This is a genomic window from Bradyrhizobium embrapense, assembly GCF_001189235.2.
Lineage (GTDB): Bacteria > Pseudomonadota > Alphaproteobacteria > Rhizobiales > Xanthobacteraceae > Bradyrhizobium > Bradyrhizobium embrapense.
The window spans coordinates 687,917-714,479 of the sequence record NZ_LFIP02000004.1; the positions used below are offsets into that span (position 1 = coordinate 687,917).

The window sequence follows — 26,563 nt, forward strand, 5'->3', positions numbered from 1 at the left end:
TTCCTCAGAACACCGTGAAGAGAACTTCGCCGCCCACGTTGGCGTCGCGCGCCTCGTGGTCAGCCATGATTCCCTTCGGCGTCGACAACACCGAAATGCCGAGACCGTTGTTCACGCGCGGCAGGTTCTTCACCGAGGCGTAAACGCGGCGGCCCGGCTTCGACACCCGCTCGATCTCGCGGATGACGGGCTCGCCGTCGAAATACTTCAGCTCGATCTCGAGCTCGCTGCGGCCCGAGGCATGCTCGACGCTGGCGTAGCCGCGGATGTAACCCTCGGACTTCAGCACCTCGAGCACGTTGGCGCGCATCTTCGAGCCGGGGCTCGAGACCTTGGACTTCGAACGCATCTGCGCGTTGCGGATGCGGGTGATGAGATCGCTGATCGGATCGTGCGTAGACATTGTTCCGACCCTCCCCTTACCAGCTCGACTTCACGAGCCCGGGAACCAGGCCCTTGGAGCCGAGTTCACGCAGCGCGATGCGCGAGAGCTTGTTCTTGCGATAGTTCGAGCGCGGACGCCCGGTCAGCTCGCAACGGTTGCGGATGCGCGTCGGCGACGAGTTGCGCGGCATCTCGGCGAGCTTCAGCGTCGCCGCGAAGCGCTCTTCCATCGGCTTGGTCTTGTCGGCGATGATCGCCTTCAGCTTCTCGCGGCGCGGGCCGGCGTTCTTCGCCATCCGCTTGCGCCGGTTGTTCTTCTCGACTGAACTCTTCTTTGCCATGCTTGGCTCCTGGGTATCCGCGTTTGAGTGGCTTTGGCTCAGCTACTCACTGCCGGAACGGGAAATTGAAAGCGGTCAACAAGGCCCTCGCCTCGTCGTCGGTCTTGGCGGTGGTGCAGACCGTGATGTCCATGCCACGCGCTTCCGAGACCTTGTCGAAGTCGATCTCGGGGAAAATGATGTGCTCCTTGATGCCGAGCGAATAGTTGCCGCGGCCGTCGAAGCTCTTCGGGTTCAGGCCGCGGAAGTCGCGGACGCGGGGCAGCGCCACGTTCACCAGGCGGTCGATGAACTCGTACATATGGGCCTTGCGCAGCGTGACCTTGCAGCCGATCGGCTGGTTCTCACGCAGCTTGAAGGTCGCGATCGCGATCCGCGAATAGGTCACGATCGCCTTCTGGCCGGCGATCTGGCTCAACTCGGCGGCGGCGGTCTCGGCCTTCTTGCGGTCGTTGACGGAATCGCCAACGCCCATGTTGAGCACGACCTTGTCGAGGCGCGGCACCTGCATCACGTTGGCATAACCGAACTTCTCGGTCATCATGCCGCGGATCTTCTTGTCGTACTCCGCGCGCAGACGCGGCGTGTAAGCTGTATCAGCCATCGATCTCTGCTCCCGAGCTCTTGGCAACACGAACCTTCTTGCCATCGGCCTGAATCTTGAACCCGATGCGGGTCGGCTTTCCGTCCTTGCCGACATACGCGATGTTCGAAAGGTCGATCGGCATCTCCTTGGAGATGATGCCGCCTTCCTGGGTCTGGCTCTGCTTCTGGTGACGCTTCACCATGTTGATGCCGCGAACGAGAGCCTTGTTCTCGTCCGGACGCACCTCGAACACCTCGCCGGTGCGACCCTTGTCGCGGCCGGTGAGCACCATCACCTTGTCGCCCTTGCGGATCTTGGCAGCCATCACAGCACCTCCGGCGCGAGCGAAATGATCTTCATGTGGTTCTTGGCGCGCAGCTCGCGCGGCACCGGCCCGAAGATACGGGTGCCGACCGGCTCGGACTGATTGTTGATCAGCACGGCGGCGTTGCGGTCGAAACGGATGACCGAACCGTCGGCGCGGCGGATGTCCTTGCGGACCCGGACCACGACGGCCTTCATCACGTCGCCCTTCTTCACCTTGCCACGCGGAATGGCTTCCTTGATCGACACAACGATAACGTCGCCCACGGTGGCATAGCGGCGCTTGGAACCTCCAAGAACCTTGATGCACATGACACGGCGTGCGCCTGAATTATCGGCCACGTCGAGGTTGGTCTGCATCTGAATCATTGATGCACCTCGTCCTCTTTCTGCGCTTGAGCGCGCTCAAAATTTCCCTGAATGACTTCGGCCAGGCCGAAGTAATCAGGCCGTTTTCTTGTGTTCGCCCCGGACCACGGTCCAGCGCTTCAGCTTCGAGATCGGCTTCGATTCCTCGATCCAGACCATGTCGCCCGGCTTGAACTGGTTGTTCTCGTCGTGCGCGTGGTAGTTCTTGGAACGGCGGATCGTCTTCTTGTAGATCGGGTGGGTGAAGCGGCGATCGACGCGCACCACGATCGTCTTGGCTTGCTTGTCGCTGACGACCACGCCCTGCAGAGTACGTTTCGGCATAGGCTTGCCCCTTACTTCTTCTTCGCGCGCAGCTGCGCGGCGATGGTCTTGATTCGAGCGATATCGCGGCGGGCTTCCCGCATCCGCGACGTGTTCTCCAGCTGCCCGGTGGCGCGCTGGAAGCGCAGGTTGAAGCGTTCCTTCTTCAGGTTCAGGACCGCGTCTTCCCGCTGGTCGTCGCTCATCGCGCGAATGTCTTCAACTTTCATCTCGGCCATGGCGATTACTCCGCAATGCGCGCAACGAAGCGCGTCTTGATCGGCAGCTTGGCGGCGGCGAGCGACAGCGCCTCCTTGGCGGTCTGTACCGGCACGCCGTCGATCTCGAACATCACGCGGCCCGGCTTGATCCGGACCACCCACAATTCAGGCGCACCCTTGCCGGAGCCCATGCGGACTTCGGCGGGCTTCTTCGACACCGGCACGTCCGGGAACACGCGGATCCAGACGCGGCCGGCGCGCTTCATGTGACGGGTCAGCGCGCGGCGGGCGGCTTCGATCTGACGGGCGGTGACGCGCTCAGGCTCCATCGCCTTCAGGCCGAACTGGCCGAACGCCAACGTCGCGCCAGAGGTCGCAACGCCGTGGATACGGCCCTTATGCGCCTTCCGGAACTTCGTCTTCTTAGGTTGCATCATGGCTTTAAGCCCTCAAATTCCTGCTTTGCCTCAAGCGGCGTCGCGGCGCGAACGCGGCGTGTTGTCGCCCTCGGCCATCTTCTTGTCCTGGGCCATCGGATCGTGCTCGAGGATCTCGCCCTTGAAGATCCAGACCTTGACGCCGCAGGTGCCGAAGGTCGTGAACGCGGTGGCAACGCCGTAATCGACGTCGGCGCGCAGCGTGTGCAGCGGCACGCGACCTTCGCGGTACCACTCCATGCGCGCGATTTCGGCGCCGCCGAGACGGCCCGAGCAGTTGATGCGGATGCCCTCGGCGCCGAGACGCATCGCCGACTGCACGGCGCGCTTCATGGCGCGGCGGAACGCAACGCGGCGCTCGAGCTGCTGCGCGATCGATTCAGCGACCAGGGTCGCGTCGAGCTCCGGCTTGCGGATTTCGACGATGTTGATCACGACGTCCGACGAGGTGATGTCGGCGACCTTCTTGCGCAGCTTGTCGATGTCGGCGCCCTTCTTGCCGATCACGACGCCCGGACGGGCCGAATGGATCGTCACGCGGCACTTCTTGTGCGGACGCTCGATCACGATGCGGGCGACGGCCGCCTGCTTGAGTTCCTTGTGCAGGATCTCGCGGATCTTGACGTCCTCATGCAGCAGCTTGCCGTATTCCTGCTTGCCGGCGAACCAACGGGAGTCCCAGGTCCGGTTGATGCCGAGACGCAGCCCGATTGGATTGATCTTTTGACCCATCGTCTTCTCCTGCGCCCTTCTTAGGCGCTTGCCTCGGCCTCGACCTGACGAACCACGATGGTCAGGTGCGAGAACGGTTTGAACACACGGCCCGAACGGCCACGGCCGCGCGGAGCAAAACGCTTCATCACGATGCCGTTGCCGACATGCGCCTCGGCAACGACGAGATCGTCGACATCGAGGTCATGGTTGTTCTCGGCGTTGGCGATCGCCGATTCCAGGCACTTCTTGACGTCGACCGCGATCCGCTTGCGCGAAAACTGCAGGTCGGCGAGCGCAGCGGACGCCTTGCGGCCGCGGATCAGCTGCGCCACCAGGTTGAGCTTCTGCGGGCTGACGCGCAGCATGCGGGCGACGGCCTTGGCCTCATTGTCCGCGAGGCTACGTTCGCGCTTTGGTTTGCTCATCGTCTATTCCTCAAGCCTTCTTGGCTTTCTTGTCGCCCGAGTGGCCGTGGAAGGTCCGGGTCGGCGAGAACTCGCCGAACTTGTGACCCACCATTTCCTCGTTGATCGCCACCGGCACATGCTTCTGGCCGTTGTAGACACCGAAGGTCAGGCCGACGAACTGCGGCAGGATGGTGGAGCGGCGGCTCCAGATCTTGATGACGTCGTGACGGCCGGACGCGCGGGCGGCATCTGCCTTCTTGAGCAGAGAACCCTCGACGAACGGGCCTTTCCAGACTGAACGAACCATGTCCGGCGTTCCTTACTTCTTCCGCTTGTGGCGGCTGAGGAGAATGAATTTGTTGGTCGACTTGTTGGTGCGGGTCTTCTTGCCCTTGGTCGGCTTGCCCCACGGAGTGACCGGGTGACGACCGCCCGAGGTACGACCTTCACCACCGCCGTGCGGGTGGTCGATCGGGTTCATGACGACGCCGCGGTTGTGCGGACGCCAGCCGAGCCAGCGGGTACGACCGGCCTTGCCGATCGAGATGTTCATGTGATCGGGGTTCGAGACCGCGCCGATCGTGCCGCGGCAACGGCCGTGCACGAGACGCTGCTCGCCCGAGTTCAGGCGGACGATCACGTAGTCCTGGTCGCGGCCGACGATCTGGGCATAGGTGCCGGCGGAGCGCGCCAGCTGGCCGCCCTTGCCGATCTTCAGCTCGATGTTGTGCACGATCGTGCCGACCGGCATGTTGCCGAGCGGCATGACGTTGCCCGGCTTGACGTCGACATAGTTGCCGGCGACGACGGTGTCGCCCGCCGCCAGGCGCTGCGGCGCCAGGATGTAGGCCAGCTCACCGTCCTGGTACTTGATCAGCGCGATGAACGCGGTGCGGTTCGGATCGTACTCCAGCCGCTCCACGACCGCCGGCACGTCCACCTTGTCGCGGCGGAAGTCGACGGTGCGGTAGGCCTTCTTGTGGCCGCCGCCGCGGAAGCGCACGGTGATGCGACCGGTGTTGTTGCGACCGCCGTTGCCGAGCTTGCCCTCGGTCAGGGTCTTCACCGGCTTGCCCTTGTAGAGCGCCGAACGATCGACCATGACCAGCTGGCGCTGGCCCGGCGTCGTGGGATTGTAGGTTTTCAATGCCATCGTCGTTGCGCCTTATAGTCCGGTAGTCACGTCGATGCGGTGGCCCTCTTCCAGGGTCACGATCGCGCGCTTGGTGTCCGACTGCGAGCCGAGATTGCCGCGGAACACCTTGGTCTTGCCCTTGCGGACGAGGGTGTTGACGCTCTTCACCTTGACGTCGAACAGCTTCTCGACCGCTTCCTTGATCTGCGGCTTGGTCGCCTTGCCGGCGACCTTGAACAGCACCTTGTTGTGCTCGGAGGCGAGCGTCGCCTTTTCCGTCACGACCGGCGAGATGATGACGTCGTAGTGGCGCGGATCGATGTTCTTCATTTGAAGCGCGCCTCCAGCGCATCAACCGCAGCCTTGGTCAGCACCAGCTTGTGGCGGCGGAGAATGTCGTAGACGTTGATGCCCTGGATCGGCAGCACGTCGATGTTGGGAATGTTGCGGGCCGCGGTCGCGAAACCGGCGTTCAGCTCCGCACCGTCGATGATCAGCGCGTTGGTGAGCCCGAGGCCGGAGAAGTGACCGAGCAGCGCCTTGGTCTTGGCGGCCTCGAGCTGCGCATTGTCGATCACGATCAGCCCGCCGTCCTTGGCCTTGGCCGACAGCGCATGCTTCAGTGCCAGCGCGCGCACCTTCTTCGGCAGGTCGGTCGCATGGGAGCGAACCACCGGACCGAATGCACGGCCACCGCCGCGGAACTGCGGCACGCGGGCCGAGCCGTGACGGGCGCCGCCGGTGCCCTTCTGCTTGTACATCTTCTTGCCGGTGCGCCAGACGTCGGCGCGGCTCTGGGCCTTGTGCGTGCCGGCCTGACGCTTGTTCAGCTGCCACTGCACGCAGCGCTGAATGATGTCGGCGCGGGGCTCGAGACCGAAGATCGCGTCCGAGAGCTGGACAGATCCGGCGTCCTTGCCTTCAAGGGTCGTGACTTTCAGTTCCATCTCACGCGCCCTCCTTCTCGGCCACAGCTTCGGCAGCTTCTCCGCCGGCGACCTTGAACTTGCCGGGCTTCGGGGCTTCCTTCGGCAGCGGCTTCTTGACGGCGTCGCGCACCGAGATCCAGCCGCCCTTGGAGCCGGGAACGGCACCTTCAACGAGGATCAGGCCGCGCTCGACGTCGGTCGAAACCACGCGCAGATTGAGCGTGGTGATGCGATCGACGCCCATGTGACCGGGCATCTTCTTGTTCTTGAAGGTCTTGCCGGGGTCCTGACGGCCACCGGTCGAACCGATCGAACGGTGCGAGATCGACACACCGTGGGTGGCGCGCAGACCGCCGAAATTCCAGCGCTTCATGCCGCCGGCGAAGCCCTTACCGATCGAGGTGCCGGTCACGTCGACAAACTGGCCGACCACGAAATGGTCCGCCTGGATTTCCGCGCCGACCGGGATCAGCGCGTCCTCGGACACGCGGAACTCGGCAACCTTGCGCTTCGGCTCGACCTTGGCGACCGCGAACTGGCCGCGTTCGGCCTTCGGCATGTACACCGTCTTGCGGGCGCCCGAGCCGAGCTGAAGCGCGACATAGCCGTTCTTCTCGGTCGTGCGGTGGCCCAGCACCTGGCAGTTGCCCAACTTCAGCACGGTCACAGGGATATGCTCGCCGGTCTCCGTAAAGACCCGCGTCATCCCGACCTTCTGTGCGATCACTCCGGAGCGCATCGGCGTGCTTCCTGTCTTTCTGTCCGCAAGCGGCGGACGTAAAAATCCAAAACCTTAGAGCTTGATCTCGACGTCGACACCGGCGGCCAGGTCGAGCTTCATCAGCGCATCGACGGTCTGCGGGGTCGGGTCGACAATGTCGAGGAGGCGCTTGTGGGTGCGCATCTCGAATTGCTCGCGGCTCTTCTTGTCAACGTGCGGCGAACGGTTGACGGTGAACTTCTCGATGCGGGTCGGCAGCGGAATCGGTCCGCGAACCTGCGCACCGGTGCGCTTCGCCGTGTTCACGATCTCACGGGTCGACGTATCGAGGATTCGATGGTCGAACGCCTTGAGACGGATGCGAATATTTTGGCCGTTCATTGCCGTATTCTTTCTTTAGTGAGTGGCGAGTAGCGAATAGCGAATGGTGACCCACCCGCTACTCGCCATTCCCTATTCGCGTTCTTACTCGATGATCGCGGCGACGACGCCGGCGCCGACGGTGCGGCCGCCTTCGCGGATCGCGAAGCGCAGCTTTTCTTCCATCGCGATCGGCACGATCAGGTGCACTTCCATCGCGATGTTGTCGCCCGGCATCACCATCTCGGTGCCTTCAGGCAGGTGCACAACGCCGGTCACGTCGGTGGTGCGGAAGTAGAACTGCGGACGGTAGTTGGTGAAGAACGGGGTGTGACGACCGCCCTCTTCCTTGGTGAGGATGTAAGCCTCAGCCTTGAACTTGGTGTGCGGCTTGACCGAGCCGGGCTTGCACAGCACCTGGCCGCGCTCGACTTCCTCGCGCTTGGTGCCGCGGAGCAGCGCACCGATGTTGTCGCCGGCCTGGCCCTGGTCGAGCAGCTTGCGGAACATTTCGACGCCGGTGACGATGGTCTTCTGGGTGTCGCGGATACCGACGATCTCGATTTCCTCGCCGACCTTGATCACGCCGCGCTCGACACGGCCGGTGACGACGGTGCCGCGGCCCGAGATCGAGAACACGTCTTCAACCGGCATCAGGAACGGCTGGTCGATCGGACGCTCCGGCTGCGGAATGTACTCGTCGACATTGCGCATCAGCTCGAGGATGGCGTCGTGGCCGAGCTTCTTGTCCTTGTCTTCGAGGGCGGCGAGCGCCGACCCCTTGATGATCGGAATATCGTCGCCCGGGAACTCGTACTTCGAGAGCAGTTCGCGAACTTCCATCTCGACGAGCTCGAGCAGTTCCGGATCGTCGACCATGTCGCACTTGTTGAGGAACACGACGAGCGCGGGCACGCCGACCTGGCGGGCGAGCAGGATGTGCTCGCGGGTCTGCGGCATCGGGCCGTCAGCAGCCGACACGACCAGGATCGCGCCGTCCATCTGGGCGGCACCGGTGATCATGTTCTTCACGTAGTCGGCGTGGCCGGGGCAGTCGACGTGAGCGTAGTGGCGGTTCTGCGTCTCGTACTCGACGTGAGCGGTCGAGATGGTGATGCCGCGTGCCTTCTCTTCCGGCGCCTTGTCGATCTGGTCGTAGGCGGTGAACGTCGCGCCCCCGGTTTCTGCAAGCACCTTGGTGATCGCTGCGGTCAGCGAGGTCTTGCCATGGTCGACGTGACCGATGGTGCCGATGTTGCAGTGGGGCTTGTTACGCTCGAATTTTGCTTTGGCCATTTGACTCTCCGTTCAGTCGTTAGCTGCTAACCAACGACAATCAAGCAAACTTTTTCTGGACTTCAGCCGACACGTTCGCCGGAGCTTCGGCGTAGTGATCGAACTGCATTGTGAAGGTCGCGCGCCCCTGGCTCATCGAGCGCAGGTTGTTCACGTAACCGAACATGTTCATGAGCGGCACCATCGCGTTGATGACGTTGGCATTGCCGCGCATGTCTTGGCCCTGGATCTGGCTGCGCCGGGAATTCAGGTCGCCGATGACCGAACCGGTGTAGTCTTCCGGGGTCACCACCTCGACCTTCATGATCGGCTCGAGCAGAACGGACTTGCCCATCTGCAGCGCCTCGCGGAAGCAGGCGCGCGTGGCGATTTCGAAGGCCAGTGCCGACGAGTCGACGTCGTGGAACTTACCGTCGATCAGCTGCACCTTGACATCGACGATCGGGAAGCCCGCGACCACGCCGGAGGACAGCACGCTCTCGAGGCCCTTTTCGACGCCGGGGATGTATTCCTTCGGCACCGCGCCGCCGACGATCTTCGATTCGAACTCGTAGCCCTTGCCGGGCTCGTTCGGCTCGACGATCAGGGTGACGGCCGCGAACTGGCCGGTACCGCCGGTCTGCTTCTTGTGGGTGTAGCTGTGCTCGACCCGCTTGGTGACACGCTCACGGAACGCCACCTGCGGCGCGCCGATATTGGCGTCGACCTTGTAGGTACGCTTGAGGATGTCGACCTTGATGTCGAGATGCAGTTCGCCCATGCCCTTGAGGATGGTCTGGCCGGACTCGTGGTCGGTCGACACGCGGAAGGACGGATCCTCCGCCGCGAGCTTGGCCAGCGCCACGCCCAGCTTCTCCTGGTCGGCCTTCGACTTCGGCTCGATCGCGATCTCGATCACCGGCTCCGGGAATTCCATCTTCTCGAGGATGACGGGCTTGCCGGGATCGCACAGCGTGTCACCGGTGCGCGCTTCCTTCAGGCCGGCCAGCGCGACGATGTCGCCGGCATAGGCTTCCTTGATGTCTTCGCGGTTGTTCGCATGCATCAGCAGCATCCGCCCGATCCGCTCCTTCTTCTCGCGGGTCGAGTTGATGACGCCGGTGCCCGACTGCAGGATGCCGGAATAGATGCGGCAGAAGGTGATGGTGCCGACGAAAGGGTCGTCCATGATCTTGAACGCGAGCAGAGCCAGCGGCTCCTTGTCGTCCGCATGGCGCACGACTTCGTTGCCGTCCTCATCGGTGCCCTTGATCGCGGGCACGTCGATCGGCGACGGCAGGTAGTCGACGACGGCGTCGAGCAGCGGCTGCACGCCCTTGTTCTTGAAGGCGGAGCCGCACAGCACCGGATAGAACGCACCGGTCAGCACGGCCTTGCGGATCAGGCGCTTCAGGGTCGCCTCGTCCGGCTCCTTGCCGTCGAGATAGGCGGCCATGGCATCGTCATCGAGCTCGACGGCGGCTTCCACCATCTTCTCGCGATATTCCTTGGCCTGCTCGACCAGATCTTCCGGGATGTCGACATAGTCGAACTTGGCGCCGAGCGATTCATCGTTCCAGACGATGCCCTTCATCTTCACGAGGTCGACGAGACCCTTGAAGTTGTTCTCGGCACCGATCGGCAGCTGGATCGCGATCGGCTTGGCGCCGAGGCGGTCGACGATGTCGGACAGGCACTTGAAGAAGTCGGCACCGGTCTTGTCCATCTTGTTGGCGAAGACGATACGCGGAACCTTGTACTTGTCGCCCTGGCGCCAGACGGTCTCGGTCTGCGGCTCGACGCCCTGGTTGGAGTCGAGCACGCAAACGGCGCCGTCGAGCACGCGCAGCGAACGCTCGACTTCAATGGTGAAGTCGACGTGGCCGGGGGTGTCGATGATGTTCAGGCGCTTGCCGTTCCAGAACGCGGTGGTCGCAGCCGAAGTGATCGTGATGCCACGCTCCTGCTCCTGCTCCATCCAGTCCATCGTCGCGGCACCTTCGTGCACTTCGCCGATCTTGTGGCTCTTGCCGGTGTAATACAGGATGCGCTCGGTGGTCGTGGTCTTGCCGGCGTCGATATGCGCCATGATACCGAAGTTACGGTAGTCCTCGATGGCATGTTGGCGGGGCATGAGACTGTTCCTTAGATTCCGTTGTTCGCCTTACCAGCGATAGTGCGAGAAGGCGCGGTTGGCTTCCGCCATCCGGTGCACGTCTTCACGCTTCTTGACGGCGTTGCCGCGGTTATTCGAGGCGTCGAGCAACTCCGCCGAGAGACGCTCCGTCATGGTCTTCTCGTTGCGCTCACGGGCGGCCGAGATCAGCCAGCGGATGCCGAGCGCCTGACGGCGCACCGAACGGACTTCCACCGGCACCTGGTAGGTCGCGCCGCCGACGCGACGGGAACGGACCTCGATGGTCGGCATCACGTTCTCGAGCGCCTGCTCGAACACGCCGAGCGGCGGCTGCTTGGTCTTGGCCTCGATCATGCCGAGCGCACCGTAGACGATGTTTTCGGCGACCGACTTCTTCCCGGCGTACATCACCGAGTTCATGAACTTCGTAATGATGACGTTCCCGAACTTCGGATCCGGAAGAACTTCACGCTTCTCAGCAGAATGGCGACGCGACATCTGATCGTTTCCCGCTTACTTCGGACGCTTCGCGCCGTACTTCGAACGACGCTGCTTACGGTTCTTGACGCCCTGGGTATCCAGCACGCCACGGAGGATGTGGTAGCGCACGCCGGGCAAGTCCTTGACGCGGCCGCCGCGGATCATGACCACCGAGTGCTCCTGCAGGTTATGGCCCTCACCCGGGATGTAGCCGATCACCTCGAAGCCGTTGGTCAGGCGCACCTTGGCGACCTTACGAAGCGCCGAGTTCGGCTTCTTCGGGGTCGTGGTGTAGACGCGCGTGCACACGCCGCGCTTCTGCGGCGACTGCTGCAGCGCCGGCACTTTCTTACGCGACTTCTGCACTTCACGCGGATTTGCGATCAGCTGGTTGATCGTCGGCATGCAGCCTTCACCCTTTAGTTCGCGCGGAAACCTTGAATGGCTCCGCAAATTTCTTCTCAGGACTAGCCGTCCCGTACGGCCCGCTCGACGCGGAGCAAATACCCGCGCAAAGCGAAATCGCGCCAACCACTCATCACTGAGCGGAAAGCGCATCGACGCCACAGAGGACCGCGATTCCGAACCGTTCAGCGTTTGCTGTCCGGCCCGCTACCGAGGTCATGCATCCGAGTTCACTCTCAAGAGGACGTGCTCAAGAGAACTAAAATCGTCCTGGCATTGCCTAGCTATCATCGACAGCGTTTGAGCGGCATTCGTCGAGGTTGGTGCCCGTCCGGCGCCTGAAAAAAGGCCTTCGGGTGATCCGTTCCGACGCTGGCGTAGCTCACCGCCTGTCGTTAAGTGAGCGCCTTGTATAAGCGAGAGATAGTGAAGTCAAGCAAAACGACAAGCAAAGAAACGCCTCTGGCGCTTGCAGATTTCGCATTTCGCGGCGCTCGTCGGACGCCCAAATATGACAGCGTTTGCGACTCCCCTCGCCCGAATCCGAATCCCTGGCACGCCAGCGGAATCTCATTATACCCGGGTAAAATATGGTTAGAAACAATTCTCCCTAACTTGGACCAGAAGGCGAAATTCGAAACTAAGCCTTTATTTGCCATTCGCAGCGCAAAAATTGCGGTCTACGGCCACGGAAAGCGACATGAAGTACACCGACATCGCGATCATCGGCGGAGGTCTTGCGGGCTCGACCGCGGCCGCCATGCTCGGCCGTGCCGGGGTACCGGCCGTCCTGATCGACCCTCATCAGGTCTATCCATTCGACTTCCGCGTCGAAAAGATCGGTGGCGACCTCCAGCTCGCGCGATTCGCCCGGACCGGCCTTGCCGAATCCGTACTCCGCTCGGCGACGCTGGACGGCGAGAACTGGATCGCGCGATTCGGCCATCTGCTCGACCGGCAGCCGAGCCGGCAATACGGCATCATGTATGACGCGCTGATCACCGCGATTCGGACGGAGATCGCCGCGCCGGCCGAATTCATCCGCGACAAGGTCGTCAACGTCGCGACCAGCTCCGAGCGGCAGCGGCTGGTGCTGTCGGGCGGCGAGGAGATTTCGGCGCGCCTCGTGGTGCTCGCCAACGGCCTGAATGTCGGGCTGCGCCGGATGCTCGGCATCGAGCGGCTGGTGACCAGCTTCTGCCACTCGATCTCGATCGGCTTCGATCTCGTCCCCGTCGGCCGCCCCGCCTTTCCGTTCGCGGCCATGACCTATTTCTCGGAGCGGCCGAGCGACCGGATCCCCTACATCACGCTGTTTCCGATCGGAAACCGGATGCGCGCCAACCTCTTCACCTATCGCCCGGCCGACGATCCGTGGCTGCGGGCGATGCGGCGCAATCCGGTCGCGACGCTGAACGCCGCGCTCCCGCGGCTGCGCCGCCTCACCGGCGAATTCGACGTCGCCGGCGACATCAAGATCAGACCCGCCGACATCTATGTCAGCACCGGCTATCGGCAGGCCGGCGTCGTGCTGGTCGGCGACGCCTTCGCCAGCACCTGCCCGGTCACCGGCACCGGGACCGACAAGGTGTTCACCGACGTGTCCCAGCTCTGCAACGTCCATATCCCGGCCTGGCTTGCGAGCGACGGCATGGGCGAGGAGAAGATCACGGCGTTCTACGACGATCCGGTCAAGACGGAATGCGACGCCTGGTCGAATGCCAAGGCATTCAACTTCCGCGAGGTGTCGATCGGCAGCGGGCCCTACTGGCAGGCCCAGCGCTGGGCGCGCTTCCTCGGCTATCTCGGCCGGGGCTCGCTGCGCCGGCTGCAACGCCCGCAAGCGGCGTCAGCGACACGGCCGGCCGATCACTTCCGGCAACGTCCGCACGCAGCCGACAGGGCGTAGCCTGGGACGTCGACGAGCAGGTATCACGCCTCCTCGTCTTCGTCCTCATCCTCGTCGTCTTCATCATCGTTCGCGTCGTCGTCCTCGTCGTCCGCGTCGTGATGCTTATGCCCCTGGTCGTCCCACAGCTTGCGGTAGACGCCGTTCTTGGCCAGCAGCTCCTCGTGCGAACCGCGCTCGATCGCCCTGCCGCCAGCGATGACGATGATCTCGTCCATCTCGACCACCGAAGTCAGACGGTGCGTCGACCAGATCATGGTGCGGCCCTCGGCGACCTTGAGCAGCGTGCGGTTGATTGCCGCCTCCGTGGTCTGGTCGAGCGCCGAGGTGGCCTCGTCGAGCAGCAGCACCGACGGGTTGCGGATGATCGCCCGCGCGATCGCGATGCGCTGCCGTTGACCGCCGGACAAGGTATCGCCGCGCTCGCCGACCGGCGTGTCGTAGCGCTGCGGCAGGCTCATGATGTAGCGATGGATCTCGGCCTTCTTCGCGGCGTCCTCGACCTCCGCGTCGGTCGCCCCTTCCTTGCCGAGCCGGATATTCTCGCGGATCGACATGTTGAACAGCATGTTCTCCTGGAACACGACCGCCATGCTGGCGCGCAGCGACTCCCGCGTCACCCGGCGGATGTCGACGCCGTCGATCGCGACGCGCCCCTCGTTGGGCACGTAGAGCCGCAGGATCAGGTTGATCAGCGTGCTCTTGCCGGAGCCGCTGGGACCGACGATCGCAATGCTCTTGCCGGCCTTCAACTTGAGGCTGAGATTGTCGAGCACCGGCGTCTGCGCCCCCTCATACTGGAAGGTGACGCGGTCGAACGAGATGTCGTTGGTGATGCGCGGCAGATCCGGCGCCCCGGGACGGTCGGCGCCGCGGGTCGGCTCGTCGAGCAGCTCCTGGATGTGCCGCACCGCCGCCGCCGACTGGATCGAGACCGGGATGAAATGCATCAGATGGGCGATGTTGTACGACACCTCCCAGAACGCGCTCTCGAAGGTCACGAAGGTGCCGACCGTGATCTGGCCCTTGGTGGCGAGATAGGCACCGATCGCCAGCACCACGAGGTGGAGCAGCAGCACCGCGATGGTGACGGTGCGCTCCACCATGGTCGACAGGAACATGGCTGACGCGGCCTTGGCGCGGACATCGCGGTTGCGCAGCGTGAACCAGCCGAGCGCCCGGCGCTGCAGGTTGAACGCCTTCACCACCGCCTGGGCGGCGACGTTCTCCTGCACCATTCCGAGCAGTGCGGCTTCGTTCTGCTTCTGCTCGTAGTTCGCCTGCACCGCCTTCGGCGTCAGGATGCGCGGCCCGATCAGCGTGATCGGAAACACCAGCAGGGCGACCGCGGCCAGCTGCCAGTTCAGGAACAGCATCAGGATGATGCCGGCCACCAGTTCGAAGCCTGGCAGCGCCGCGCTGTTGGCGAAGGTCTTGATCGAGCCCTCGAAGGCCGACAGGTCGATCGAGAAGCGCGACAGGATCTCGCCGCGCTTGGTGCGCGCGAAATAGGCCGACGGAAGGTTCTGGACGTGCTCGAAGATGCGCGTCCGGACGTCGGCGATGATGCCCGCGCCGAGCCGGGCATCCCAGCGCTCATACCAGACCGCGATGATCGAGGTGACGATGCCGGCGACCGCAAGCACGCCGAGAATCTTGTAGAGGGCCCCGAAATCCTCCTCGCCGAGCGCGTCGTCGATCAGGAATTTCAGGCTGAGCGGCATGATGACGTTGAACAACGTCTCGACCAGCACGCCGATGGTGACGAAAGCGAGCGGCTTTCTGTAGTTGGCCAGGATCGGCCTGACGAAGCCGAAGATCGTGGAGAGCGCGCCGGCGGCTTCCTTGGCGGTAAAGACGACGAGGTCCTCGTCATCATCGTCGTCGAGCTCGAACTCGTCGTCCTCGTCCTCATCATCCTCATCGTCGGCCGGCGCAGCAGCCGGCCTGGCAGAGGCGCCTGCCGCAGGCGGACCGGCCGCGGCCGCAGGCTTCTTCTTCAGCTCGGGATCGTCCGCCGCCGATCGATTCGGATCGTCTGATGCAGGAGGTCTTGATGCAGGAGGTCTTGGCGCCATGAAACCAACCGATGCTCCACGGCCGGCATGACCGCAAATCGAAACCGCAGCGGGCGAACGCTGCCGGTACAATCCTATGCGATCACAATGAATTCGGCAAAGCGTTTGGCGCGCCGCGCGTCGGGGCTGCTAGTCGTCGTGATCCGCCTCGACCTTGTCGAAGAAGGAATAGCGCAGGCTGTCGGAGTCGGCGTACCACTGCCCCGGTCCCTTGTTGGCGGCCAGCGTCAAGGTCCACAGCGCATCGGTGCAGTCGCGGCGGTGCATCGACAGGTCGAAGCCGTTGCCGAAGAACAGTTCCGACCATTCCCACCAGGTGCCAAGCTTCTTCACGCCGCGCAACAGGTCGTAGCGATCGATCACCGCCGGCGCCATGTCCGAGGTCACCGACGCGAACACGACGCCGGTCTTGACCACGCGGTTGAGCTCGCGCACCCCGCGCACGACCTGCTTCTCGCCGAGATGGCACAGCGCGGTCTCGAACACGAAGTCGAACTCGTTGTCCTTGAACGGCATGTCGGCGATCGAGCCGAGCTTGTTGTACTTCCTGAGCGCCTTCGGCGTCTTGCCGTGGATGTAGCGGTTGTTCTCGATGCCCCAGGCGTCGATGCCGCGCTCGCGCAGCGCACCGACCAGCTCGCCGCTGGCCGAGCCGGCGATCAGCAGCTTGTAGCCCTTCGCCCTGCCCCACACCGTCTTGATCAGGTCGGTCAGATAGGCCGGGTCGGTGAAGTTGCGCCAGACTTCGCTGTAGGGACCGGCGCCGCGATAATTCTCGAAATAGTCGCGGTCGATCTTGTCGGACTGCGCACCTTCGTCCTGCGCCCGGGCGCGACGCAGCCGCATCATCTCGGTGACGACGATGTCGGTCGCGGCATCGGAGGAATCGAGCAGCCCGTTCAGCGTGGAATCGAACAGATAGTCGCCGACCACCACGATGCCGGGGTGCTCCTTCGGATCGGGACGGTGGTTGGTCATGACGTCGCGCACCGGCAGGCCGCCCGGCAGCGCATTGACCGACGACAGCCAGCGATGGGTCTTGCCCTCGAGGAAATGCGCACGCGCATCGCCGAACGAAGCCGGCAGCGACTTCAGCGCAGCGTCGATCAGCTCCTCATCGCTGAGATTGGCGAAGGCGAGCGCGTCGGAGCCGGCGATCAGCCAGTTCAGCACGCCGTGCTTGCCGACATCGTGGCGCGCGCCCTCATTGTAGACGCAGCAGCCGCCGAACGCCTCCGACATGAACCAGGCGCCCGGGATCTTCTCGCCCCAGAACGGCTCGTCGAACAGGATCGAGACGCGCAGATAGTGCGCGGGACGATCGAAATAGGCGACGTGCTTGACCATCGACTTGCGCAGCTGCTCGCCGTCCCAGCGCATGGTGGCGAGCCAGGAATGCGGCAGGCAGACCAGCACGAGGTCGAAGTCGCGCGTCTCCGGTCCCTTGCCGTTCATCATGTTGAGCTGGTAGCGGCCACCTTCGGTCTTGCCGACCTTGAGGACGCGATGGTTGAGCTGGATGTCGGCGCTGACCTCCGAGCGCAGGCAATCGATCAGCTGCTCGTTGCCGTTCTGGATCGAGTACAGGCCGATATAGCCGTCGACGTCCATCACGTAGTTCTTCAGCGCGTTGAGGCCGTTGGTGTTGTGGCTCTCGGTCGCGAGGTCGGAGCGCGCCATTACCTTGAAGAACCGCTTGGCGGTCGGATCCTCGACCTCTTCGTCGAGGATCTGCTCGGCGGTCTTGTAGGCCCACGGATGTTCGTTGTCGTGGGCGCCGACGCCCTCGTAATATTCGATCGGCGACACCAGCTCGGTGCAGCGCTTGCGGAACGCCTCGATCGCGGCCGCGGTCTTGGCGCCGTATTTGCGCCGCATGCCGGGAACGTCAGCCAGCAGCTCGCCGTCGAGTTGCACCTGCTCGGCATCCATCGGGATGGTCTGCAGGCCGAAATGCTGGATCAGCTCGCGCAGCGGGTCCGGTCCCGTCATCGAGTAATCGTAGATCTCGGCGACGCCGGCCTCGTACATCGCGGGCGCGGTGTCGAATTTGCGCGTGACGATCTTGCCCCCGAGGCGGTTCGACGCCTCGAAGATGGTGATGCGGCAGAGGTCGCCGAGTTTGCGCTTCAGATACCAGGCGCTCATCAGCCCCCCGGGGCCGCCGCCTACAATCGCCAAGTCGAGCATATCGATTCCGTCGTCTCCGGCTCGAGCCAAACAGCCGGTCTAAGTCACCCTAGCAAAGGCACTTTTTTGCCTGAAGGGAAGATGAACAAACTGCGTCCCTGCACCGCAGCAAGGCAAGAAAGCAACAAAAAGGCCGGCAGAACGCCGGCCTTCTCGTCGCACCCGTAATCTTGCGGATGCCTATTCCGCGGGCGGCAGCGCCAGCGGCTCCGCTTCCGGGGCCGTCGGCACGATCGCCGCCTGCTGCTTCTCCCGCTCGTCGAGGATCAGCTTGTCGCGCTTGACCGCGACTTCACGAATCCGCGCCATCGAGGCGCCGGTGCCGGCCGGAATCAGGCGGCCGACAATGACGTTCTCCTTGAGGCCCTCGAGCGGGTCGATCTTGCCGTTGACCGCCGCTTCGGTGAGCACGCGTGTGGTCTCCTGGAACGACGCCGCCGAGAAGAAGGAGCGGGTCTGCAAGCTCGCCTTGGTGATGCCGAGCAGAACCGGCGTACCCGTGGCGGGCTTCTTGCCCTCCTCCTTGGCCTTGGTGTTGAGCGCGTCGAACTCGATCTTGTCGACCTGCTCGCCCGAGATCATGTCGGTGTCGCCCTGATCGGTGACCTCGACCTTCTGCAGCATCTGACGGACAATCACCTCGATGTGCTTGTCGTTGATGAGCACGCCCTGCAACCGGTAGACCTCCTGGATTTCGTTGACCAGGTAGGCAGCGAGCTCCTCGATGCCCTTGATCGCCAGGATGTCGTGCGGCGCCGGATTGCCTTCGACGATGAAATCGCCCTTTTCGACGATGTCGCCGTCCTGAAGGTGGATGTGCTTGCCCTTCGGGATCAGGTACTCGCGCGGCTCCTCGGTCTTGTCCATCGGCTCGATCGAGATGCGGCGCTTGTTCTTGTAGTCGCGGCCGAAGCGGATCGTTCCCGCGGTCTCCGCGATGATCGCCGCATCCTTCGGCTTGCGAGCCTCGAACAGTTCCGCCACCCGCGGCAGACCGCCGGTGATGTCACGCGTCTTGGCGCTCTCGGTCGAGATACGCGCCAGGATGTCGCCGGGCATCACCTTCGCGCCGGTGTCGACCGACAGAATGGCGTCGACCGACAGCATGTAGCGGGCATCGCCGCCACGCGCGAGCTTCATCACCTTGCCGTCCTTGCCCTTGACCACGATGGCCGGGCGCAGGTCCGAACCGCCGCGCGTCGTGCGCCAGTCGATGACCACGCGCTTGGCGATACCGGTCGACTCGTCGAGCGTTTCCGAGATCGACTGGCCTTCGACCAGGTCCTCGAACCCGATCGTGCCCTCGACTTCGGTGAGCACCGGGCGGGTATAGGGATCCCACTCCGCGATGCGCTGGCCGCGCTTGACCATGTCGCCTTCGTCGACGTGCATCTTCGAACCGTACTGAATACGGTGGGTTGCACGCTCGGTGCCGTCGGCATCGACGATCGCAACGACCATATTGCGCACCATCGCGATCAGGCTGCCCTCGCTGTTGCGGGCGATCGCCTTGTTCCTGATCACGATCTTGCCGTCGAAGTTCGATTCGACGAACGACTGCTCGTTGAGCTGAGCGGCGCCGCCGATGTGGAACGTGCGCATCGTCAGCTGCGTACCGGGCTCACCGATCGACTGGGCCGCGATGACGCCGACGGCCTCACCGTGGTTGACCGGGGTGCCGCGGGCCAGGTCGCGGCCGTAGCACTTGGCGCAGATGCCGTTAATCAGCTCGCAGGTCAGCGCCGAGCGGATCTTCACTTCCTGGATGCCGGCCTGCTGGATCGCGTCGACGTGGCTCTCCTCCATCAAGGTATCACGCTTGATGATGACCTCGTTGGTGGCGGGATCGCGCACGTCATCGCAGGCCGTGCGGCCCAGGATGCGCGAGCCGAGCGAGGCAACGACCGTGCCGGCGTCGACGATGGCGCGCATCTTGATGCCGAGCGTGGTGCCGCAGTCGGTCTGCGTGATGATGCAGTCCTGCGCGACGTCGACCAGACGGCGGGTCAGGTAGCCGGAGTTCGCGGTCTTCAACGCGGTGTCCGCAAGGCCCTTGCGGGCGCCGTGGGTCGAGTTGAAGTACTCGAGCACCGACAGACCTTCCTTGAAGTTGGAAATGATCGGCGTCTCGATGATCTCGCCCGACGGCTTGGCCATCAGGCCGCGCATGCCGGCGAGCTGGCGCATCTGGGCCGGCGAACCACGCGCACCGGAGTGCGCCATCATGTAGATCGAGTTGATGTCGGCATCCGCGCCCGCCGCCGTCTTCTTGGTGGACGAGATCTCCTTCATCATCGCCTTGGCGACTTCTTCACCGGCCTTCGACCAGGCGTCGACGACCTTGTTGTACTTCTCGCCATGGGTGATCAGGCCGTCATTGTACTGCTGCTCGAAATCCTTTGCCAGCGTACGGGTCTGGTCCACGATCTTCCACTTCGACGCCGGCACGACCATGTCGTCCTTGCCGAACGAGATGCCCGCCTTGAAGGCGTTGTAGAAGCCGAGCGCCATGATGCGGTCGCAGAAGATCACCGTCTCCTTCTGACCGCAGTGACGGTAGACTTGGTCGATCACGCCCGAGATCTCGCGCTTGGTCATCAGCTTGTTGATGATGTCGTACGAGATCTTGGTGCTCTTCGGCAGCAAATTGCCGAGCATGACGCGGCCGGCGGTGGTTTCGATCCACCGCTTGGTCAGCTTGCCTTCGTCGTCGAGGCTCTCCCACCGATACTTGATCTTGGTGTGGAGGTGGATGACCTTCGAATGCAGGGCGTGCTCGAGCTCGGCCATGTCGCCGAAGATCTTGCCCTCGCCGGGCAGGCCTTCGCGCATGATCGAGACGTAGTAGAGACCGAGCACGATGTCCTGCGACGGCACGATGATCGGCTGGCCGTTCGCCGGATGCAGGATGTTGTTGGTCGACATCATCAGGACGCGCGCTTCCAGTTGCGCTTCGAGCGACAGCGGAACGTGCACGGCCATCTGGTCGCCGTCGAAGTCGGCGTTGAAGGCGGCGCAGACCAAGGGATGCAGCTGGATCGCCTTGCCCTCGATCAGCACCGGCTCGAACGCCTGGATGCCGAGGCGATGCAGCGTCGGCGCGCGGTTCAGCAGCACCGGATGCTCGCGGATCACCTCATCGAGGATATCCCAGACCTCCGGACGCTCCTTCTCGACCAGCTTCTTGGCCTGCTTCACCGTGGTGGACAGACCCTTGGCGTCGAGCCGCGAGTAGATGAACGGCTTGAACAGCTCGAGCGCCATCTTCTTCGGCAGGCCGCACTGATGCAGGCGCAGCTCGGGACCGACCACGATCACCGAACGGCCCGAATAGTCGACGCGCTTGCCGAGCAGGTTCTGACGGAACCGGCCCTGCTTGCCCTTCAGCATGTCGGCGAGCGACTTCAAAGGTCTCTTGTTGGCGCCCGTGATGACGCGGCCGCGGCGGCCGTTGTCGAACAGCGCGTCGACGGCCTCCTGCAGCATGCGCTTTTCGTTGCGGATGATGATGTCGGGCGCACGCAGCTCCATCAGCCGCTTCAGGCGGTTGTTGCGGTTGATGACGCGGCGATACAGGTCGTTGAGGTCGGAGGTCGCGAACCGGCCGCCGTCGAGCGGCACCAGCGGACGCAGGTCCGGCGGGATCACCGGCACGACCGTCATGATCATCCATTCCGGCTTGTTGCCGGAGACGCGGAAGGCCTCGACGATCTTCAGACGCTTGGCGAGCTTCTTGTGCTTGATGTCGGAGTCGGTCTCCGCCATGTCGGCGCGCAGCGTCGCCTCGAGCTTCTCGAGCTCGAGTCCCTTCAGCAGTTCGCGGATCGCTTCCGCGCCGATCATGGCGGTGAAGCTGTCCTGGCCGTACTCGTCCTGCGCCTTCAGATACTCGTCTTCCGACAGCAGCTGGCGGTCCTTCAGCGCGGTCAGACCCGGCTCGAGAACGACGTAGTATTCGAAGTACAGGATCCGCTCGAGATCCTTCAGCGTCATGTCGAGCAACAGGCCGATGCGCGACGGCAGCGACTTCAGGAACCAGATGTGGGCGACGGGAGCAGCCAGCTCGATATGGCCCATGCGCTCGCGCCGGACGCGCGACAGCGTCACCTCGACCGAGCACTTCTCGCAGATGATGCCCTTGTACTTCATCCGCTTGTATTTGCCGCACAGGCACTCGTAGTCCTTGATCGGCCCGAAGATGCGCGCGCAGAACAGGCCGTCACGCTCCGGCTTGAAGGTGCGGTAGTTGATGGTCTCCGGCTTCTTGATCTCGCCGTAGGACCAGGACAGAATCTTCTCCGGAGACGCGATCGAAATCCGGATCTGGTCGAAGACCTGAGCCGGCGTCGTCGGATTGAAAAGATTCATAATCTCTTGATTCATGGTCTTCTCCTCGCGTGCCGATCGTCACCGGCAGCAAATTCGAAAGTTTTATTCAACGCGCGCCCCACTCAACGTCCGAGCGGAGCGCGAAGGCCCGGCGCTTTCGCGCCGGGCGTCAATCACAGCGTTACTCGGCCGCTTCCGACGTCGGCGCCGGTCCCACCTTGGAATTGTGCAGGTCGACGTTGAGGCCGAGCGAGCGCATTTCCTTGACCAGCACGTTGAACGATTCCGGAATGCCGGCCTCGAAGGTGTCGTCGCCGCGCACGATCGCCTCGTACACCTTGGTACGGCCGGCGACGTCGTCCGACTTCACGGTCAGCATTTCCTGCAGCGTGTAGGCGGCGCCGTAAGCTTCCAGCGCCCAGACCTCCATTTCGCCGAAGCGCTGGCCGCCGAACTGCGCCTTGCCGCCCAGCGGCTGCTGGGTGACGAGCGAGTACGGACCGATCGAACGCGCGTGGATCTTGTCGTCCACGAGATGGTGCAGCTTGAGCATGTAGATGTAGCCCATCGTCACCTTGCGATCGAACGCATCGCCGGTGCGGCCGTCATAGACGGTCGACTGGCCGGAGGCGTCGAAGCCCGCGAGCTTCAGCATCTCCTCGATGTCGGCTTCCTTGGCGCCGTCGAACACCGGCGTTGCGATCGGCACGCCGTGGCTCAGATTGCGGCCGAGTTCAACCAGCTCGTTGTCGTTCAGCGACTTGATGGTTTCATCCTCGCCGTAGATCTTCTTCAGGGTCTCGCGCAGCGGCTTGAGATCCTGCTTCTGATAGTAGGCGTCGATGGTCTGGCCGATGCGCTTGCCGAGGCCGGCGCAGGCCCAACCGAGATGGGTCTCGAGGATCTGACCGACGTTCATGCGCGACGGCACGCCGAGCGGATTGAGCACGATGTCGGCATGCGTTCCGTCCTCGAGGAATGGCATATCCTCGATCGGCACGATCTTCGACACCACGCCCTTGTTGCCGTGACGGCCGGCCATCTTGTCGCCGGGCTGGATCTTGCGCTTCACCGCGACAAAGACCTTGACCATCTTCATCACGCCGGGCGGCAATTCGTCGCCACGCTGCAGCTTCTCGACCTTGTCGAGGAAGCGCTGCTCGAGGCCCTTCTTCGACTCGTCGTACTGCTTCCGCATGGCCTCGATCTCGGCCATCAGCTTGTCGTTCGGCGAGGCGAACAGCCACCACTGCGACTTCGGATACTCGTCGAGCACCGCACGGGTGATCTTGGTATCCTTCTTGAAGCCCTTCGGACCGGCGATGCCCTGGCGGTTCTCCAAGAGCTCGGCGAGGCGGTTGTAGACGTTGCGGTCCAGGATCGCCTGCTCGTCGTCGCGGTCCTTGGCCAGACGCTCGATCTCTTCCCGCTCGATCGCCAGCGCACGCTCGTCCTTGTCGACGCCGTGGCGGTTGAACACGCGGACTTCCACGATGGTGCCCTGCACGCCCGGAGGCACGCGCAGCGAGGTATCGCGGACGTCGGAGGCCTTCTCGCCGAAGATGGCGCGCAGCAGCTTCTCTTCCGGCGTCATCGGGCTCTCGCCCTTCGGCGTGATCTTGCCGACCAGGATGTCGCCGGCGCGGACTTCCGCACCGATGTAGACGATACCGGCTTCGTCGAGGTTCTTCAGCGCTTCTTCCGAGACGTTCGGAATGTCGCGGGTGATTTCCTCAGGACCGAGCTTGGTGTCGCGGGCCATCACCTCGAACTCCTCGATGTGAATCGAGGTGAAGACGTCGTCCTTCACGATCCGCTCGGAGAGCAGGATCGAGTCTTCGAAGTTGTAGCCGTTCCACGGCATGAACGCGACCAGCACGTTGCGGCCGAGCGCGAGCTCGCCGAGATCGGTCGACGGACCGTCGGCGATGATGTCGCCCTTCTTGACGACGTCGCCGACCTTCACCAGCGGACGCTGGTTGATGCAGGTCGACTGGTTGGAGCGCTGGTACTTCATCAGCCGGTAGATATCGACGCCCGACTTGGTCGGATCGAGATCCTCGGTGGCCCGGATCACGACGCGGGTGGCGTCGATCTGGTCGATCACGCCCGAACGGCGCGCGGCGATCGCCGCGCCCGAGTCGCGGGCGACCACGCCCTCCATGCCGGTGCCGACGAACGGCGCCTCGGCGCGAACCAGCGGCACCGCCTGGCGCTGCATGTTCGAGCCCATCAGCGCGCGGTTGGCGTCGTCGTTCTCGAGGAACGGGATCAGCGCCGCGGCGACCGAAACCAGCTGCTTCGGCGACACGTCCATGTAGTCGACCTTGTCCGGCGTCACCGGCAGCACTTCGCCGGCATGACGGCAGACCACCAGATCGTCGGTGAAACGGCCCTTGGCATCGAGCGGCACGTTGGCCTGCGCGACGCGGTAGCGGCCCTCTTCCATCGCCGACAGATAGACCACCTCGTCGGTGACCCGGCCCTCCTTGATCTTGCGATAGGGCGTCTCGACGAAGCCGTACTTGTTGACGCGCGCGAACGTCGCCAGCGAGTTGATCAGGCCGATGTTCGGACCTTCCGGCGTCTCGATCGGGCAGATGCGGCCGTAATGCGTCGGATGCACGTCGCGGACTTCGAAGCCGGCACGCTCGCGGGTCAGACCGCCTGGGCCAAGCGCCGACAGGCGCCGCTTGTGGGTGATCTCCGACAGCGGGTTGGTCTGGTCCATGAACTGCGACAGCTGCGAGGAACCGAAGAACTCGCGCACCGCGGCGGCCGCGGGCTTGGCGTTGATCAGGTCCTGCGGCATCACGGTGTCGATATCGACGCTCGACATGCGCTCCTTGATGGCGCGCTCCATGCGGAGCAGGCCGATCCGGTACTGGTTCTCCATCAGTTCGCCGACCGAGCGCACCCGGCGGTTGCCGAGGTGGTCGATGTCGTCGATCTCGCCCTTGCCGTCGCGCAGGTCGACCAGCGTCTTGATCACCGCCAGGATGTCTTCCTTGCGCAGCGTGCGATGGGTGTCGGGCGCATCGAGCTCGAGGCGCATGTTCATCTTGACGCGGCCGACCGCGGAGAGGTCGTAGCGCTCGGCATCGAAGAACAGCGACTGGAACATCGCCTGCGCCGAATCCAGCGTCGGCGGCTCGCCCGGACGCATCACGCGGTAGATGTCGAACAGCGCGTCCTCACGCGTCATGTTCTTGTCGGCTGACAGCGTGTTGCGGATGTAGGCGCCGACATTGACGTGGTCGATGTCGAGCAGCGGCAGGTCCTTATAGCCCTGCTCGTTCAGCACCTTGAGCGACTTCTCGGTGATCTCCTCGCCGGCCTCGGCGTAGATCTCACCGGTCTTCGGGTTGACGAGATCCTCGGCGAGATAGTTGCCGACGAGCTCCTCGTCCGACATCCGCAGCGCCTTGAGGCCCTTCTCCTGGAGCTGGCGCGCCTGGCGCACGGTCAGCTTCTTGCCCGCCTCGAGCACCACCTTGCCGGTGTCGGCGTCGACCAGGTCGTTGACGGTCGAGTAGCCGCGGAAGCGGTTGGCGTCGAACGGCACGCGCCATCCGTCCTTGGTCCGCTTGTAGGTGATCTTCTTGTAGAAGGTCGACAGGATCTGCTCGCCGTCGAGACCGAGCGCGTACATCAGCGAGGTCACGGGGATCTTGCGGCGGCGGTCGATGCGCGCGAACACGATGTCCTTGGCGTCGAACTCGATGTCGAGCCAGGAACCGCGATAGGGAATCACGCGCGCAGCAAACAACAGCTTGCCGGACGAATGGGTCTTGCCCTTGTCGTGGTCGAAGAACACGCCGGGCGAACGGTGCATCTGCGAGACGATGACGCGCTCGGTGCCGTTGACGACGAAGGTGCCGTTCATCGTCATGAGCGGGATGTCGCCCATGTAGACGTCCTGCTCCTTGATGTCCTTCACCGACTTGGCGCCGGTTTCCTCGTCGATATCGAACACGATGAGGCGCAGCGTCACCTTGAGCGGGGCAGCGAAGGTCATGCCGCGCTGGCGGCACTCGTCGACGTCATATTTCGGCTGTTCGAACTCGTAGCGGACGAATTCGAGCATCGAGGTGCCCGAAAAATCCGAGATCGGAAACACCGAGCGGAACACCGCCTGCAGGCCCTCGTCGAGGCGACCGCCGGCCGGCTCGTCAACCATCAGGAACTGGTCGTAGGACGCCTTCTGAACCTCGATGAGGTTCGGCATCTCGGCGACTTCCTTGATGTGACCGAAAAACTTGCGTACGCGTTTGCGACCGGTGAATGTCTGCTGCGCCATCGTGGCCTCTCATTTTCGTCGCCTTTGTGGGGCGAACCTTCCGGGAGCGACTGCCATCGGCCCCGGGTTGAATTTCGAATCGTCCCGAAGGAACGAAGCGCAAAGTCAGGAATTAAATCCCCGGCCCGGCCCCCATCACCTCCAAAACGCAAAACGACGCGCGAGGCACATCACTGCACCCGCTCGTCCAAACGCTCCGCTTTACGGACTGAAAAAGCCCGAAATCTGA

General features: G+C 63.5%; 25 protein-coding genes. 1 reads left to right on the plus strand and 24 read right to left on the minus strand.

The window, feature by feature from the left end; all coding sequences use genetic code 11:
• Positions 1-4: 4 nt before the first annotated feature.
• The 20 genes from rpsH to rpsL form a co-directional block, all read right to left on the minus strand.
• Positions 5-403 carry a 30S ribosomal protein S8 gene (rpsH, locus tag AKN83_RS22145; protein ID WP_021081651.1) on the minus strand — a complete coding sequence of 133 codons (399 nt, stop codon included), beginning with the start codon at positions 401-403 and terminating at the stop codon, positions 5-7.
• A gap of 16 nt (positions 404-419) precedes the next feature.
• Entirely contained in the window at positions 420-725 is a 306-nt protein-coding gene (rpsN, locus tag AKN83_RS22150; RefSeq protein ID WP_016843757.1) for a 30S ribosomal protein S14, read from the minus strand.
• Positions 726-771: 46 nt separating this feature from the next.
• Positions 772-1,329: a 50S ribosomal protein L5 gene (gene rplE / locus AKN83_RS22155; protein WP_021081652.1), complete on the minus strand. Its 558-nt coding sequence runs from the start codon at positions 1,327-1,329 to the stop codon at positions 772-774.
• Positions 1,322-1,636 carry a 50S ribosomal protein L24 gene (gene rplX / locus AKN83_RS22160; protein WP_050402253.1) on the minus strand — a complete coding sequence of 105 codons (315 nt, stop codon included), beginning with the start codon at positions 1,634-1,636 and terminating at the stop codon, positions 1,322-1,324. Before rplX ends, rplE begins: the two co-directional genes overlap by 8 nt.
• Entirely contained in the window at positions 1,636-2,004 is a 369-nt protein-coding gene (gene rplN / locus AKN83_RS22165; protein ID WP_011473865.1) for a 50S ribosomal protein L14, read from the minus strand. The genes rplX and rplN overlap by 1 nt, the downstream gene beginning before the upstream one ends.
• Before the next feature lie 75 nt (positions 2,005-2,079).
• Positions 2,080-2,328 (minus strand): 30S ribosomal protein S17, encoded by a 249-nt coding sequence (gene rpsQ, locus AKN83_RS22170; RefSeq protein WP_016843754.1) that lies wholly within the window; start codon positions 2,326-2,328, stop codon positions 2,080-2,082.
• An 11-nt stretch (positions 2,329-2,339) separates the two neighbouring features.
• Positions 2,340-2,546, minus strand: a complete 207-nt coding sequence (gene rpmC / locus AKN83_RS22175; RefSeq protein WP_021081654.1) for a 50S ribosomal protein L29 — start codon at positions 2,544-2,546, stop codon at positions 2,340-2,342.
• A gap of 5 nt (positions 2,547-2,551) precedes the next feature.
• A complete protein-coding gene (gene rplP, locus AKN83_RS22180; protein WP_016843752.1) occupies positions 2,552-2,965 on the minus strand; it encodes a 50S ribosomal protein L16 in 414 nt (137 codons plus the stop codon).
• A 30-nt stretch (positions 2,966-2,995) separates the two neighbouring features.
• Positions 2,996-3,697 (minus strand): 30S ribosomal protein S3, encoded by a 702-nt coding sequence (rpsC, locus tag AKN83_RS22185; RefSeq protein WP_018272135.1) that lies wholly within the window; start codon positions 3,695-3,697, stop codon positions 2,996-2,998.
• A gap of 20 nt (positions 3,698-3,717) precedes the next feature.
• Positions 3,718-4,104, minus strand: a complete 387-nt coding sequence (gene rplV, locus AKN83_RS22190) for a 50S ribosomal protein L22 (RefSeq protein ID WP_018272136.1) — start codon at positions 4,102-4,104, stop codon at positions 3,718-3,720.
• 10 nt (positions 4,105-4,114) lie between these two features.
• The gene (gene rpsS, locus AKN83_RS22195; RefSeq protein ID WP_018272137.1) at positions 4,115-4,393 is read right to left on the minus strand and encodes a 30S ribosomal protein S19; all 279 of its coding nucleotides are present in this window, start codon (positions 4,391-4,393) and stop codon (positions 4,115-4,117) included.
• A gap of 12 nt (positions 4,394-4,405) precedes the next feature.
• Positions 4,406-5,239, minus strand: a complete 834-nt coding sequence (rplB, locus tag AKN83_RS22200; RefSeq protein ID WP_050402252.1) for a 50S ribosomal protein L2 — start codon at positions 5,237-5,239, stop codon at positions 4,406-4,408.
• Positions 5,240-5,251: 12 nt separating this feature from the next.
• Positions 5,252-5,551 carry a 50S ribosomal protein L23 gene (locus AKN83_RS22205; RefSeq protein ID WP_016843746.1) on the minus strand — a complete coding sequence of 100 codons (300 nt, stop codon included), beginning with the start codon at positions 5,549-5,551 and terminating at the stop codon, positions 5,252-5,254.
• A complete protein-coding gene (rplD, locus tag AKN83_RS22210) occupies positions 5,548-6,168 on the minus strand; it encodes a 50S ribosomal protein L4 (RefSeq protein ID WP_050402251.1) in 621 nt (206 codons plus the stop codon). The genes AKN83_RS22205 and rplD overlap by 4 nt, the downstream gene beginning before the upstream one ends.
• Position 6,169: 1 nt before the next feature.
• Positions 6,170-6,889, minus strand: coding sequence for a 50S ribosomal protein L3 (gene rplC, locus AKN83_RS22215; protein ID WP_050402250.1), 720 nt, complete (start codon positions 6,887-6,889; stop codon positions 6,170-6,172).
• A 54-nt stretch (positions 6,890-6,943) separates the two neighbouring features.
• Positions 6,944-7,252, minus strand: a complete 309-nt coding sequence (gene rpsJ, locus AKN83_RS22220) for a 30S ribosomal protein S10 (protein ID WP_002712302.1) — start codon at positions 7,250-7,252, stop codon at positions 6,944-6,946.
• An 84-nt stretch (positions 7,253-7,336) separates the two neighbouring features.
• On the minus strand, positions 7,337-8,527 hold the full coding sequence (gene tuf, locus AKN83_RS22225) for an elongation factor Tu (RefSeq protein WP_021081658.1): 1,191 nt from the start codon (positions 8,525-8,527) through the stop codon (positions 7,337-7,339).
• 40 nt (positions 8,528-8,567) lie between these two features.
• Entirely contained in the window at positions 8,568-10,640 is a 2,073-nt protein-coding gene (gene fusA / locus AKN83_RS22230; protein ID WP_050402249.1) for an elongation factor G, read from the minus strand.
• A 30-nt stretch (positions 10,641-10,670) separates the two neighbouring features.
• Positions 10,671-11,141 carry a 30S ribosomal protein S7 gene (gene rpsG / locus AKN83_RS22235; RefSeq protein ID WP_050402248.1) on the minus strand — a complete coding sequence of 157 codons (471 nt, stop codon included), beginning with the start codon at positions 11,139-11,141 and terminating at the stop codon, positions 10,671-10,673.
• Positions 11,142-11,156: 15 nt separating this feature from the next.
• Positions 11,157-11,528 carry a 30S ribosomal protein S12 gene (gene rpsL, locus AKN83_RS22240; RefSeq protein WP_006611834.1) on the minus strand — a complete coding sequence of 124 codons (372 nt, stop codon included), beginning with the start codon at positions 11,526-11,528 and terminating at the stop codon, positions 11,157-11,159.
• Positions 11,529-12,228: 700 nt separating this feature from the next.
• Here rpsL and AKN83_RS22245 point away from each other — a divergent pair.
• Positions 12,229-13,437 (plus strand): FAD-dependent oxidoreductase, encoded by a 1,209-nt coding sequence (locus AKN83_RS22245; protein WP_063695463.1) that lies wholly within the window; start codon positions 12,229-12,231, stop codon positions 13,435-13,437.
• A gap of 23 nt (positions 13,438-13,460) precedes the next feature.
• Here the strand turns inward: AKN83_RS22245 and AKN83_RS22250 are convergent, their stop codons facing one another.
• The 4 genes from AKN83_RS22250 to rpoB form a co-directional block, all read right to left on the minus strand.
• Entirely contained in the window at positions 13,461-15,515 is a 2,055-nt protein-coding gene (locus tag AKN83_RS22250) for an ABC transporter ATP-binding protein (protein WP_050402247.1), read from the minus strand.
• Between the two features lie 129 nt (positions 15,516-15,644).
• Positions 15,645-17,705 (minus strand): FAD-dependent oxidoreductase, encoded by a 2,061-nt coding sequence (locus tag AKN83_RS22255; protein ID WP_050402246.1) that lies wholly within the window; start codon positions 17,703-17,705, stop codon positions 15,645-15,647.
• 180 nt (positions 17,706-17,885) lie between these two features.
• Entirely contained in the window at positions 17,886-22,088 is a 4,203-nt protein-coding gene (gene rpoC, locus AKN83_RS22260) for a DNA-directed RNA polymerase subunit beta' (RefSeq protein WP_050402245.1), read from the minus strand.
• Between the two features lie 127 nt (positions 22,089-22,215).
• Positions 22,216-26,334: a DNA-directed RNA polymerase subunit beta gene (gene rpoB / locus AKN83_RS22265; protein WP_050402244.1), complete on the minus strand. Its 4,119-nt coding sequence runs from the start codon at positions 26,332-26,334 to the stop codon at positions 22,216-22,218.
• Positions 26,335-26,563: the final 229 nt, after the last annotated feature.